Annotated in this window: 13 protein-coding genes and 1 pseudogene; 6 read left to right on the top strand and 8 right to left on the bottom strand. The window is 71.6% G+C overall.

The annotated features are described in order from the left end of the window. From ACIQAK_RS20865 to ACIQAK_RS20855, 3 genes and pseudogenes are all read right to left on the bottom strand, one after another. Positions 1 to 83: pseudogene (locus tag ACIQAK_RS20865) on the bottom strand (electron transfer flavoprotein subunit beta); the annotation flags it as partial. Between the two features lie 203 nt (positions 84 to 286). Beyond that, the gene (locus tag ACIQAK_RS20860; RefSeq protein WP_366390139.1) at positions 287 to 793 is read right to left on the bottom strand and encodes a flavin reductase family protein; all 507 of its coding nucleotides are present in this window, start codon (positions 791 to 793) and stop codon (positions 287 to 289) included. 196 nt (positions 794 to 989) lie between these two features. After that, a complete protein-coding gene (locus ACIQAK_RS20855; RefSeq protein WP_366390140.1) occupies positions 990 to 1,316 on the bottom strand; it encodes a thioredoxin family protein in 327 nt (108 codons plus the stop codon). Between the two features lie 229 nt (positions 1,317 to 1,545). Between ACIQAK_RS20855 and ACIQAK_RS20850 the strand changes: the two genes are divergently transcribed. Beyond that, positions 1,546 to 2,268 carry a lysophospholipid acyltransferase family protein gene (locus ACIQAK_RS20850; protein ID WP_366390141.1) on the top strand — a complete coding sequence of 241 codons (723 nt, stop codon included), beginning with the start codon at positions 1,546 to 1,548 and terminating at the stop codon, positions 2,266 to 2,268. A 73-nt stretch (positions 2,269 to 2,341) separates the two neighbouring features. Here the strand turns inward: ACIQAK_RS20850 and ACIQAK_RS20845 are convergent, their stop codons facing one another. The 4 genes from ACIQAK_RS20845 to ACIQAK_RS20830 all read right to left on the bottom strand — a co-directional run bounded on the left by ACIQAK_RS20845 (position 2,342) and on the right by ACIQAK_RS20830 (position 6,067). Continuing rightward, positions 2,342 to 2,734, bottom strand: a complete 393-nt coding sequence (locus ACIQAK_RS20845; RefSeq protein ID WP_366390142.1) for a hypothetical protein — start codon at positions 2,732 to 2,734, stop codon at positions 2,342 to 2,344. An 83-nt stretch (positions 2,735 to 2,817) separates the two neighbouring features. Then, positions 2,818 to 3,879 carry a low specificity L-threonine aldolase gene (locus ACIQAK_RS20840; protein WP_366390360.1) on the bottom strand — a complete coding sequence of 354 codons (1,062 nt, stop codon included), beginning with the start codon at positions 3,877 to 3,879 and terminating at the stop codon, positions 2,818 to 2,820. Then, entirely contained in the window at positions 3,876 to 4,643 is a 768-nt protein-coding gene (locus ACIQAK_RS20835; protein ID WP_366390361.1) for an SDR family NAD(P)-dependent oxidoreductase, read from the bottom strand. The genes ACIQAK_RS20840 and ACIQAK_RS20835 overlap by 4 nt, the downstream gene beginning before the upstream one ends. A 26-nt stretch (positions 4,644 to 4,669) precedes the next feature. Further along, complete coding sequence (locus tag ACIQAK_RS20830; RefSeq protein ID WP_366390143.1) at positions 4,670 to 6,067, bottom strand: DUF6421 family protein; 1,398 nt, start codon at positions 6,065 to 6,067, stop codon at positions 4,670 to 4,672. A 293-nt stretch (positions 6,068 to 6,360) separates the two neighbouring features. Here ACIQAK_RS20830 and ACIQAK_RS20825 point away from each other — a divergent pair, with 293 nt between their 5' ends. Continuing rightward, positions 6,361 to 7,044 carry a glycerophosphodiester phosphodiesterase family protein gene (locus ACIQAK_RS20825; protein ID WP_366390144.1) on the top strand — a complete coding sequence of 228 codons (684 nt, stop codon included), beginning with the start codon at positions 6,361 to 6,363 and terminating at the stop codon, positions 7,042 to 7,044. A 53-nt stretch (positions 7,045 to 7,097) separates the two neighbouring features. Here ACIQAK_RS20825 and ACIQAK_RS20820 read toward each other — a convergent pair whose 3' ends face one another. Beyond that, positions 7,098 to 7,655: a GNAT family N-acetyltransferase gene (locus ACIQAK_RS20820; RefSeq protein WP_366390145.1), complete on the bottom strand. Its 558-nt coding sequence runs from the start codon at positions 7,653 to 7,655 to the stop codon at positions 7,098 to 7,100. A 193-nt stretch (positions 7,656 to 7,848) separates the two neighbouring features. Between ACIQAK_RS20820 and ACIQAK_RS20815 the strand changes: the two genes are divergently transcribed. The 4 genes from ACIQAK_RS20815 (at position 7,849) to ACIQAK_RS20800 (ending at position 10,764) form a co-directional block, all read left to right on the top strand. Then, a complete protein-coding gene (locus tag ACIQAK_RS20815; RefSeq protein WP_366390362.1) occupies positions 7,849 to 8,469 on the top strand; it encodes a DUF5134 domain-containing protein in 621 nt (206 codons plus the stop codon). A 97-nt stretch (positions 8,470 to 8,566) separates the two neighbouring features. Further along, on the top strand, positions 8,567 to 9,502 hold the full coding sequence (locus ACIQAK_RS20810) for a M56 family metallopeptidase (protein ID WP_366390146.1): 936 nt from the start codon (positions 8,567 to 8,569) through the stop codon (positions 9,500 to 9,502). Between the two features lie 212 nt (positions 9,503 to 9,714). Further along, positions 9,715 to 10,407, top strand: coding sequence for a phosphatase PAP2 family protein (locus ACIQAK_RS20805; protein WP_366390147.1), 693 nt, complete (start codon positions 9,715 to 9,717; stop codon positions 10,405 to 10,407). 177 nt (positions 10,408 to 10,584) lie between these two features. Then, positions 10,585 to 10,764, top strand: a complete 180-nt coding sequence (locus ACIQAK_RS20800; RefSeq protein WP_366390372.1) for a hypothetical protein — start codon at positions 10,585 to 10,587, stop codon at positions 10,762 to 10,764. Positions 10,765 to 10,995: the final 231 nt, after the last annotated feature.

The following is a 10,995-nucleotide window of genomic DNA, read 5'->3' as shown; positions in this document are numbered from 1 at the left end:
TCCAGCGTCAGGTCATCGGCGAAATGCCGGTCACCGGTCGCGTCGGGCACGTACTTCACACAGACAACGATCCTCAAGCTCACGCCGGCTCTCCTACTGCATCGTCATTTCTGGGCTGCCTTGTTGCACGCAGCATAGGCGCCTTACAGGGCCGTTTCCGGTCGGGCCGACCGGGCTCCCGGCCGATATTACTCGCCAGTACACCCAGTCTCTTCCCCCTGGGCAAGCGCTCCGCACTGTGACCTTGCCAACGGAGGAAACGTCCCTGCGTGCCGCCTGCTCGCCCTCAGTCTCGCAGAGCCGTGAACCGTCCCTGGTGGTAGACCAGGGGCCGGCCGGCCCCCGACGGGTCACCGGCCAGGGCCTCGGCGATCACGATGCGGTGGTCGCCCGCCGGGATGCGGGCCACCACGCGGCACACCAGCCACGCGGAGACCCCGGCCAGCAGTGGAACGCCCTCGGGGCCGATGCTCCAGTCGGTGGACGGGCCGAAGCGGTCGGCGCCGCTGCGGGCGAACGTGGCGGCCAGCTCCCGCTGGTGCTCGCCGAGTATGTGGACGCCGACGTGCTCGGCCTCGGCCAGCACCGGCCAGCTGGAGGAGGACGTCCCGATGCCGAAGGAGATCAGCGGGGGCTCGGCGGCCACCGAGTTGAGCGAGGTCGCGGTGAATCCGACCGGCCGGTCGCCGGTGGCGGTGATCACCGCGACGCCCGCGGCGTGGCGGCGGAAGACGGAGCGCAGGAGCTCGGGCGAGGCGGTGAGGGAGGGGGCGAGTTCGGGCGAGGCCGTCATGGCGGTGTCCTTCTGCGGGAGGGGCGTTCGGGGCCGTGGTTGCTCAGGCACCCGGACAGCGCGCACTCGCGTGGCGTGCGAGGTCCACATGGACCCGGCCGTAGAGAAGGAGTTCTGGCGGCATAGCGTCAGACTGACGATGCGTGGTGGGTGCAGTCAAGGGTGTCCCGCCATGTGGGAGATGCGTCACGGTCCGTCATATGGCCCGTCCCAGCGCCGCGACGACGTCGGCGGTGCGGGGCTGACCGGACGCACGGCGGACCACCGCGCCCGCGGCGTCGAGCACGAGCACGGTCGGTGTCCTTGTGATGTCGAGCTGCCGCACCAGCGTGAGATGCGCCTCGGCGTCGATCTCGACGTGGGCGACCCCCTCGACCATGGCGGCCACCTCCAGGAGCGTGCGGCGGGTGGCCCGGCACGGCTGGCAGAAGGCGGTGGAGAACTGGACGAGGGTGGCCCGTTGTCCGAGTTCCGCGCCGAGTTGGGTCGCGTCGAGCCGCTGCCCGGGTGCTCCACCGTCCACTGCCGCCTCCTGATCAGAGCTTCTCGCAAGGGGTCAGCACCGGGCGGCCGCAGGACATTCCCGCAGCTTGGAGGGGACGCGCACGTGACGAGAATCTCGCATTCCGGGCCCACCGGGACTGGCCTCCGGCCCGCGCATGGGGCACCATCGCCACCATGCCGAAAACCTACGGCTGCGTAACTTCCGCCGGGAGAACCCTCCCCAGGCGCTGAAGAAGGGTCTTCTCCAGATGGCAGAACTCGTCTATCGACCGGTCGTCGGCGCCGCTCGCACCCTGTTCAAGGCGCTCGACCTGAAGATCGACACTCAGGGTTCGGAGCACATCCCGAAGACCGGTGGCGCGGTGCTGGTCAGCAACCACATCAGCTACCTCGACTTCATCTTCACCGGCCTGGGCGCCCTGCCGCAGAAGCGGCTCGTCCGTTTCATGGCGAAGGAATCGGTCTTCCGGCACAAGGTCTCCGGTCCCCTGATGCGCGGGATGAAGCACATTCCGGTCGACCGGAAGCAGGGCGAGGACGCGTACGCGCACGCGCTGCAGTCGCTGCGGTCCGGGGAGATCGTCGGCGTCTTCCCCGAGGCCACCATCTCGCAGTCGTTCACGCTGAAGAGCTTCAAGTCGGGTGCCGCGCGCCTGGCCCAGGAGGCCGGGGTCCCGCTGATCCCGATGGCGCTGTGGGGCACGCAGCGGATCTGGACCAAGGGGCGGCCGCGCAACTTCAAGCGCAGCCACATCCCGATCACCATCCGGGTGGGCGAGCCCGTGGAGGCGCCCACCGACCAGTACGCCGGTGCGATCACCCGGCGTCTGAGGGAGCGCGTGCAGGAGCTGCTGGAGGCCGCCCAGCGGGCGTACCCGGTGCGCCCGAAGGACGCGAGTGACACGTGGTGGGTACCGGCCCATCTCGGCGGTACGGCCCCGACTCCGGCGCAGGTACGCGAGCTCGGCTGAGCGACACCCTTCGAGCACCCCTGAACACCTCTGAGCACCCCTGAGCCCTCCGGCGCACACCGCCCCGGGGGGCTCAGAGCCGAGTGGGGAGGTCCTGCCAGAGCTCGGCGCGGTCCCGGGCGTTCCGCAGGGCGTGGAGGACCTCGGTGGGAGGGGTGGCGTGGATCGCCGGATAGTCCACCTCGCCGATCTCCTCGCGTACCGCCCAGGCCAGCCGCTCGGCTCCGAGGGAGAACTGCGCGTCGACGCCCGGTCTGTTGCCCCGGGGGTCCACCCGGGCCCAGCGTTCGTGGCCGGGGAGCCGCAACGCCACCAAGCCGTGCACGCCCGGGTTCGTCCCGTCGTCGTCGGTGAGCCGCTGGTAGCAGAGCCCGGCCGGGATGGCGACGACGGAATGCTCGTGGTCGATGGCCTCGTCGGCTGCTAGATACGCGGCGGTATCCGGGTGCCGCTGGATCAGTTCCATGGTCCCGGAGCGTACGAAGCGGCCGACCGGAGATCAATTGATTTCCGGTCGGCCGCATACTCATGCAGTAAGCGACGGGCGCGCTACCGCGCCATCTCTTCTTTCAGCGCCTGGAGGAAGGCGTCGACGTCGTCCTCGCGGGTGTCGAAGGAGCACATCCAGCGGACGTCACCGGCGCTCTCGTCCCAGAAGTAGAAGCGGAAGCGCTGCTGCAGCCGCTCGCCGACCGCGTGCGGCAGCCGGGCGAAGACGGCGTTGGCCTGGACCGGGTAGAGGATCTCCACGCCGTCGATCGCCCGGACGCCCTGGGCGAGCCGCTGGGCCATGGCGTTGGCGTGCCGGGCGTTGCGCAGCCACAGGTCCTTGGCCAGCAGCGCCTCCAGCTGGACGGAGACGAAGCGCATCTTGGAGGCGAGCTGCATGGAGAGCTTGCGCAGGTGCTTCATCGCCCGGACCGCATCGGGGTTCAGCACGACGACGGCCTCGCCGAACAAGGCGCCGTTCTTCGTGCCGCCGAAGGACAGCACGTCGACGCCGACCGTATTGGTGAACGTCCGCATCGGCACGTCCAGGGAGGCGGCGGCGTTGGCTATCCGCGCTCCGTCGAGGTGCACCTTCATGCCGCGCTCGTGGGCGTGGTCGCAGATGGCGCGGATCTCGTCGGGGGTGTAGACCGTGCCCAGCTCGGTGTTCTGGGTGATCGAGACGACCTGCGGCATGGCCCGGTGCTCGTCGTCCCAGCCGTACGCCTGCCGGTCGATGAGCTCGGGGGTGAGCTTGCCGTCCGGCGTGGGTACGGTGAGGAGCTTGAGGCCGCCCATCCGCTCGGGCGCGCCGCCCTCGTCCACGTTGATGTGCGCGGACTCGGCGCAGATGACGGCGCCCCAGCGGTCGGTGAGCGCCTGGAGGGCGACCACGTTGGCCCCGGTGCCGTTGAAGACCGGGAAGGCCTCCGCGGTGGGGCCGAAGTGGCTGTGCATGACGCGCTGGAGGTGGCCGGTGTAGTCGTCCTCGCCGTAGGCGACCTGGTGGCCGCCGTTGGCGAGGGCGATGGCCGCGAGGACCTCGGGGTGCGCGCCGGCGTAGTTGTCGCTGGCGAACCCGCGCACCTGCGGGTCGTGGTGCCGGCGCGCGTCGGTCCTCACGTTTGCGGGGTCAGCCACAGGCGCTTTCCGTTCACTTCGGGGGCGGGCTTGTCCCAGACTCCGGCGATGGCCTCGGCCAGCTCCGTGACGTCGGTGAAGCCCGCGAACTTCGCATTCGGGCGCTCGGCGCGCATGGCGTCGTTCACCAGTGCCTTGACCACCAGGATCGCAGCCGCCGCCGCGGGACCGTCCTCGCCCCCCGCCTTGCGGAAGGCGTCCCCGAGCGCCAGGGTCCAGGCCTCGGCCGCGGCCTTGGAGGCGGAGTAGGCGGCGTTGCCCGCGGTGGGCTTGCCGGCACCGGCGGCGCTGATGAGCAGGTAGCGACCCTTGTCGCTGCGCTGGAGGGGTTCCTGGAAGGCCAGCGAGGTGGACTGGACGGTGCGGATCAGCAGCTTCTCCAGGGAGTCCCAGTCCGCGAGGCTGGTCTCCTGGAAGCTGGGGCTGCCGCGCCAGCCACCCACGAGGTGGACCAGGCCGTCGATCCGGCCGAACTCGGCCTCGGTCCGCTTGGCCCAGTCCCGGGCGGCGTCGAGGTCGAACAGGTCGACGGTCTCCCCGGTGACGGTGGCGCCGCCGTGGGCGTAGCGGGCGGCGTCCACCGCTTCGGCGAGCCGCTCGGGGTTGGCGTCGCAGCCGACGACGGTCGCGCCGGCCTCCGCGAGCCGCAGCAGCGTCGCGCGGCCCGCGGGTCCCGCCGCTCCGGCGACCGCGATCACAGCACCTTCGAGCACACCTGTCCCCTCGCCCTTGCCGATTCCGTTCATGGCCACCGCCTCCTCGGGAGATGCGTTCACGCGGCTGCCTGCTCGGCGCTCGCGGCGGTGATTCCCTTGGTGGAGGCAATCACGTGCTTCAGCTTCTTGGCGAGCGCCTCATAGAACATGCTCAGGGGAAACTCGTCCGGAAGCACGTCGTCGACGAGCTTGCGAGGGGGCTGTGTGAGGTCCAGGGCGTCGGGACCCTTGGCCCAGGTGGATCCGGGGTGCGGGGCGAGGTACTCGGAGACCAGGTCGTAGGCGGCGAACCAGTGGACCAGCTTGGGGCGGTCGATGCCGTCGCGGTAGAGCTTCTCGATCTCGGCGCAGAGCTGGTTGGTGACCTGCGGGGCCAGCTCCCAGTCGATCTTCAGCGTGTTGTCGGTCCAGCGGACGACGTCGTGCTTGTGGAGGTAGGCGAAGAGCAGCTGGCCACCGAGGCCGTCGTAGTTGCGCACGCGCTCGCCGGTGACGGGGAAGCGGAACATCCGGTCGAAGAGGACCGCGTACTGGACGTCCCGCCCGTGCGCGTTGCCCTCGGCCTCCAGCTTCACGGCCTCCTTGAAGGCGGTGAGGTCGCAGCGCAGCTCCTCCAGGCCGTACATCCAGAACGGCTGGCGCTGCTTGATCATGAACGGGTCGAACGGCAGGTCGCCGTGGCTGTGGGTGCGGTCGTGGACCATGTCCCACAGGACGAAGGCCTGCTCGCAGCGGGTCTGGTCGCCGATCATCTCGCGGATGTCCTCGGGCAGCTCCAGGCCGAGCAGCTCGACGGAGGCCTCGGTGACGCGGCGGAAGCGGGCGGCCTCGCGGTCGCAGAAGATGCCGCCCCAGGTGAAGCGCTCGGGGGCCTCACGCACGGCGATCGTCTCCGGGAAGAGCACCGCGGAGTTGGTGTCGTAACCGGCGGTGAAGTCCTCGAAGGTGATCCCGCAGAAGAGCGGGTTGTCGTAGCGGGTGGCTTCGAGGTCGGCGAGCCACTCGGGCCAGACCATCTTCAGCACGACCGCTTCGAGGTTGCGGTCCGGGTTGCCGTTCTGCGTGTACATCGCGAAGACGGCCAGGTGCTGGAGGCCGTCGCGGCGGTCCTTCGCGGGCTGGAAGGCGAGCAGCGAGTCCAGGAAGTCCGGTACGCGGAAGCCGTCGGCGGCCCAGCGGCGCAGGTCGGCGACGAGCGCACGGTGGTAGGCGGTGTCGTGCGGCAGCAGCGGGGAGAGCTCCTCCACCGCGCCGATCACCCGCTCCACGACGCGCTCCACGGTCGCGGGGGACGGGGCGCCCTCGGTCTCGAAGTCGATGGAGCCGTCCTTGGACTGCCAGGGCCGGATCTCCTCGACGGCATCCCTGAGCGCGGGCCAGGCCGGGTGCTCGACCACCCGCGGGGCAGTAGCTATCGCGCCGTCGGCGGCACCGTGCACAAGAATTTCCGTCATAACACTTCCTCCACGGGAGAACCTCGCGTGGAGTCACCGTAGCCGCGGGGGGTTACTTCACACAAGTGAAGCCCCGAAAATTATCCTGTCGATCCCCATCGTCACCGCTGTTTTTCCTGTCTCACGCTGGGTAGGCGCACAGTTCCGTCAGTCCCTCCGGCATCCGGCCGACCGGGTCCGCACGGCGGCAGACATCGACGGCCCCGGCCGTTACCCTCCCCAGTGCCGTGATGCCGTATCTCCGTGCAGGCAGCAGCAGTTGGCGGGCCGCCGCCGACGGAAACGAGGTCGCCTTGTCCTTTCTCACCCTGGGTCATCGCGGAGTGATGGGCGTGGAGCCCGAGAACACCCTGCGCTCCTTCGCGCGCGCGGAGGAAGCGGGGATGGACGCCATCGAGCTGGATCTCCACCTCAGCAAGGACGGCGCGCTCGCCGTGATGCACGACGCGGACGTGGACCGCACCACCGACGGCACCGGGCCGATCGCGGGCAAGACCCTGGCGGAGCTGCGTGAGCTCGACGCCGGGAAGGGCGAGCGGATCCCGGTCTTCGAGGAGGTCCTGGACGCGGTGAAGGCCCCGCTCCAGGCCGAGATCAAGGACGTGGCGGCGGCCCGGGCGCTGGCGGACGTGCTCCTGGCCCGCGGTCTGGTGGGGCGGGTGGAGGTCTCCTCGTTCCACGACGAGGCCGTCACCGAGATCGCCCGTCTGGTGCCGGGGGTACGGACGGTCCTCATCGCCAGCCGCTGGAGCGGGGACATCGTGGACCGGGCGAGGGCGGCGGGCGCGGCGACACTGGCGCTGAACATCCGGCGGCTCACCCTGGAGGTGGTGGAACTGGCGCACGCGGAGAGCGTCAAGGTGATCGGCTGGGTGGTGAACACCCAGGACCAGCTGCGCCTGGCCCGGGCGCTGGGGCTGGACGGCGCGACCACGGACTTCCCCGAGATCCGCCGCACGGGCCGCTTCACCGCCTGACCCCCGCGCCCCTCCCCCGCCGGCTCTCCCCGGCCCGGTCCGAACGGAGGGCTCTAGCGGTCCTCGATGTTCTTGACCAGGAGCTCGAAGGCCAGATCGTCGCGCTGCGGGATGCCGAAGCGCTCGTCGCCGTACGGGAACGGCGTGAGCTGTCCCGTACGGCGGTAGCCGCGCCGCTCGTACCAGGCGATCAGCTCATCGCGCACCGAGATCACCGTCATGTGCATCTCGGTGACGCCCCAGCTCGCGCGGGCCGTGCGTTCGGCCTCGGCGATGATCACCTTGCCGAGACCGCCGCCCTGGGCGCCGGGGCGGACCGCGAACATCCCGAAGTACGCCACCTCGCCGCGGTGTTCGAGCTGGCAGCAGGCGATCAGCTCGCCGTCGCGCTCGACCGCGAGCAGCCGGCCCGCCGGAGCGTCGATCACCTGGCGCACGCCCTGTTCGTCGGTCCGCTGCCCCTGGAGGATGTCGGCCTCGGTGGTCCAGCCGGTGCGGCTGGAGTCGCCGCGGTAGGCGGATTCGATGAGCGCCACCAGCGCCGGGGCGTCCTTCTCGGTCGCGTCGCGGAAGGTCAGGCGGGCCGAGCCGGGGGGCGTGGCGATGTCCATGGGAACGCTCCGTTCTCTGCTGCTCCATGCGTGCCGTGCACGCGTGCGGGTCGAGAGTAACGCGACCCGGAGCGCCCCTCCCGGGCCCCGGCGCACCCCCTTCACGCCCCTGCGCGCCGGGTTCGGCACCTCGGGCCTGGGCATCGACCAAGGGGTGCCGTACGTCGCTGTACGTCCGAGGGGGAGGTTCGCCGTGCACGGAGGGGCCCTGGCCGGCTGGCTGCTGATGGCGTTGTGCGCGGTGACCGGCGCCTACTGTCTGCTGCGCACCCGCACCGGCACCCCGCAGGAGCGTGGGACCGCGCGCGGCGAGGCGCTGATGGGCTTCGGCATGGCGGCGATGGCCGTACCGGCCGCGGCGCTGACACCCCCGGAGGGGGCCTGGGCGGTGTACGCGGTGGTGTTCGGGGCCGCCGCGCTGGGGGCGCTCCGGTCGGCCGGGCGCGGAGCCCACCAGCTGCACCACCTGGTCGGTTCGCTGGCGATGGTCTACATGGCCGTGACGATGGCCCCGGGGGCGACGGGTGCGGGCGGCCACGCCGGGCATGGTGCGACCGCGGGAGGCGCCGGGGGCATTCCGCTGCTGACGGGGGCGCTGCTCGTCTACTACGCGCTCTACGTGCTGCGCTCCGCCGGGCACCTCATACCGGCGGGGACGGGCGTCGCGAGCTTCGCGGGCGGCGGCGCGGAGGGCGACGTACACGGCGCCGGGGGCCGCGTCGCGGGCGGCGGGGCGGACCGGGGGACCGAGCTGACGAGGGCCTGCCGGCTCACGATGGGCATCGCCATGTTCGCCATGCTTCTCACCTTGTGAGACGGATCGTGGGACAGGGGGCGCCACGGCCGTGGTCTACGTCACTTGCCGGACGCAGCCATACCCGAGGGTCGCCCGCCCCTCATAGGCTGGCGCCATGCTGGTCTCCCTCGCGCTGCTGCTGCTCGGTGCACTGACCGCCTCGGTGACCCCGCGCCTGATGGCCCGGGCCCGATGGCCGGAGCGGGAGCCGGTGGTGGCGCTGTGGGTGTGGCAGTGCGTGGTGGCCGGGGTGCTCCTGTCGTTCGCGCTCTCCATGACGCTCAGCGCGGCCGCCGCCTGGCAGGCGGTACGCGGCCATGTCTTCGCCCCTGCCCCGCACGCCGTAGTCGAGGCGTACGCCTTGGCCGCGTACGGCCCTTGGTCGGCGGTCATCGCGGTGCTGCTGGCGCTGGGCGGCCTGTGGAGCGGCGCGATGCTCCTGCGGGAGGTCCGGCGGGCGCGGCGGCGCCGGAGGCAGCGCCGGGCGGAACTGCTGGTCCGCTCCCCCCTGATGCCGGGCGAGGAGCCTGGCGCCGACCGCCTCGTGGTGCTGGAGGGCGAGCGTCCGGACGCCTGGTGGCTGCCCGGCGCGGCGCCCCAGCTGGTCATCACCACCGCCGCCCTCGGGCGGCTGAAGGGCCGTCAGCTGGACGCCGTGCTCGCCCATGAGCAGGGCCACGCGCAGGCTCGGCACGACTGGCTGCTGCACTGCTCCTCGGCACTGGCCGTCGGCTTCCCGCAAATCCCGGTGTTCGCCGCGTTCCGCGACGAGATGCACCGGCTGGTCGAGCTGGCCGCCGATGACGTGGCCTCGCGCCGGTTCGGCCGGCTGACGACCGCGCTGGCCCTGGTCGGACTCAACGAGGACCGCGGGGTCTTCGGCCCCTGCCCCACCCCGGACGCCCAAGTGCCGCTGCGCGTCAACCGGTTGCTGGCCCCGGTCGACCGGCTGACGGCGGGGCGCCGACTGCGCCTGACGGCGGCGGCGGCACTGGTTCCGGTCGTCCCGCTCGCGGTGGCTTTCGTTCCGGGACTCCGCGCACTGGGTTAGCCACACGGAACGGGACTCAGCGCACTGGGCCGACCGCGAGGATCGGAACTCCGCGCACTGGGCCGACCGCGAGGATCGGAACTCAGCACACTGGGCCGACCGCGAGAAGCGGGACTCAGCGCACTGGGCCGGCCACGCGGATCGGAACTCCGACCGAGGCCGTTCGCGCTCCGGGTTGGCCACGCGGCGGTGGCGTCCGCGAGGATCACCCCATGCACTCCCCCCACCCCACCCCGCCGACCCCCTCCCCCCGCCCCCGGGCCGCCCTGGCGGCCGGGACCGCGGGCGTCGCCCTGTTCGTGGCGCTCCTCGCCCTGGTAGCGGCGCAGTGGTCCCCCCTGCTGACCCTGGACCGGACGGTCGCGGAGACCCTGCACCGGCATGCGGTGGCCGAGCCGGGACTGGTCCGGGTCAACCGGGTACTGACGGACTGGTTCTGGGACCCGTGGACCATGCGCGCGCTGATCGCGGCGGCCGTGGTCGCTCTGTGGTGGCGCGGGGCACGGCTGCTCGCGCTCTGGGTGGCCGCGGCCAGTCTGCTCGGCTCGCTCCTCTCGCAAGGAGTGAAGGCCGCCGTGAACCGTGAGCGCCCCAGCTGGCCGGACCCGGTGGACTCGGCGCACTTCTCGGCCTTTCCCTCCGGGCACGCCATGACGGCGGTGGTGAGCTGCGGGCTGCTCCTGTGGCTGCTGCGGCTGTACGGCGCGGGCCCGGTGCTGTGGACCGCGGCGGTGGCCGTGGCGGTGGTCTCGGCGATCGGGGTCGCGGCGACGCGGGTGTACCTGGGGGTGCACTGGCTGACCGACGTGGTGGGCGGGGCGCTGCTGGGCGGGGCGGTGGTGGCGTTCGCCGTCGCCGGATACTCCCGGAGCGTGACCCGTCGGGCGGCGGAGCCGGAAATGTGACCCGTCGGGCGGCGGAGCCCGTGGTGTGACCCGTCGGGCGGCCGCGCCAGGAGTGTGACCCATCAGGCACCGGAGCCCGGGGTGTGACCGATATCCCGTGCCGAACCCCCACCGTGTGAGGGATATCCCGTCCTGCGGGAGGTCGGATCATCGGATCGGGGCCGTAGCCTTGTATCCATGTCCCCGATGTCGTCGTCGTCCGTTTCCACGCGTTCCGCCACAGAGGTCAACGCGGCCATTCGCGGCCTGTGGCAGCGCTCGGGCGGATACCTGTCCCCACAGGACGAGGCCGAGTACCAGCGTCTGCTGGTGGAGTGGGCCGCCGCGACCGGCGGCAACGCCCGTACCCCCGCTTGAGCGCTGTGCCGCGCTCGGTGTTCCGCGAGCGCGCCTGACTCCGGCGATCCCCCGCGTCGCCGGACCCAGGCGCGGCCTACAGCATGTCCCGGCCCGGCTCATCGGTCAATGAATATTCTGTGACGCACGCGCGAGGGCCGGCGTGCGCCCGGGGGGAGGTAGAGCCCCGCGGGCGGCCGCCCCGGGATGACCGCGGGGAAAGGAAAAAAAGCCGGCGGCCAGGGAAACGCG

This window comes from Streptomyces sp. NPDC088706, assembly GCF_044752765.1.
In the GTDB taxonomy this organism is placed as follows: Bacteria; Actinomycetota; Actinomycetes; order Streptomycetales; family Streptomycetaceae; genus Streptomyces.
Note: the sequence above shows the minus strand (reverse complement) of the source record. Positions and strands in the feature narration are given on the sequence as shown.

Bases quoted from the DNA above. Each gene is read 5' to 3' on its own strand.
- ACIQAK_RS20820 (WP_366390145.1), bottom strand. From the start codon at position 7,655: ATGGACATCGCCACGCCCCCCGGCTCGGCCCGCCTGACCTTCCGCGAC.
- ACIQAK_RS20850 (WP_366390141.1), top strand. From the start codon at position 1,546: ATGGCAGAACTCGTCTATCGACCGGTCGTCGGCGCCGCTCGCACCCTG.
- ACIQAK_RS20830 (WP_366390143.1), bottom strand. From the start codon at position 6,067: ATGACGGAAATTCTTGTGCACGGTGCCGCCGACGGCGCGATAGCTACT.
- ACIQAK_RS20845 (WP_366390142.1), bottom strand. From the start codon at position 2,734: ATGGAACTGATCCAGCGGCACCCGGATACCGCCGCGTATCTAGCAGCC.
- ACIQAK_RS20835 (WP_366390361.1), bottom strand. From the start codon at position 4,643: ATGAACGGAATCGGCAAGGGCGAGGGGACAGGTGTGCTCGAAGGTGCT.
- ACIQAK_RS20860 (WP_366390139.1), bottom strand. From the start codon at position 793: ATGACGGCCTCGCCCGAACTCGCCCCCTCCCTCACCGCCTCGCCCGAG.
- ACIQAK_RS20810 (WP_366390146.1), top strand. From the start codon at position 8,567: ATGCTGGTCTCCCTCGCGCTGCTGCTGCTCGGTGCACTGACCGCCTCG.
- ACIQAK_RS20805 (WP_366390147.1), top strand. From the start codon at position 9,715: ATGCACTCCCCCCACCCCACCCCGCCGACCCCCTCCCCCCGCCCCCGG.
- ACIQAK_RS20800 (WP_366390372.1), top strand. From the start codon at position 10,585: ATGTCCCCGATGTCGTCGTCGTCCGTTTCCACGCGTTCCGCCACAGAG.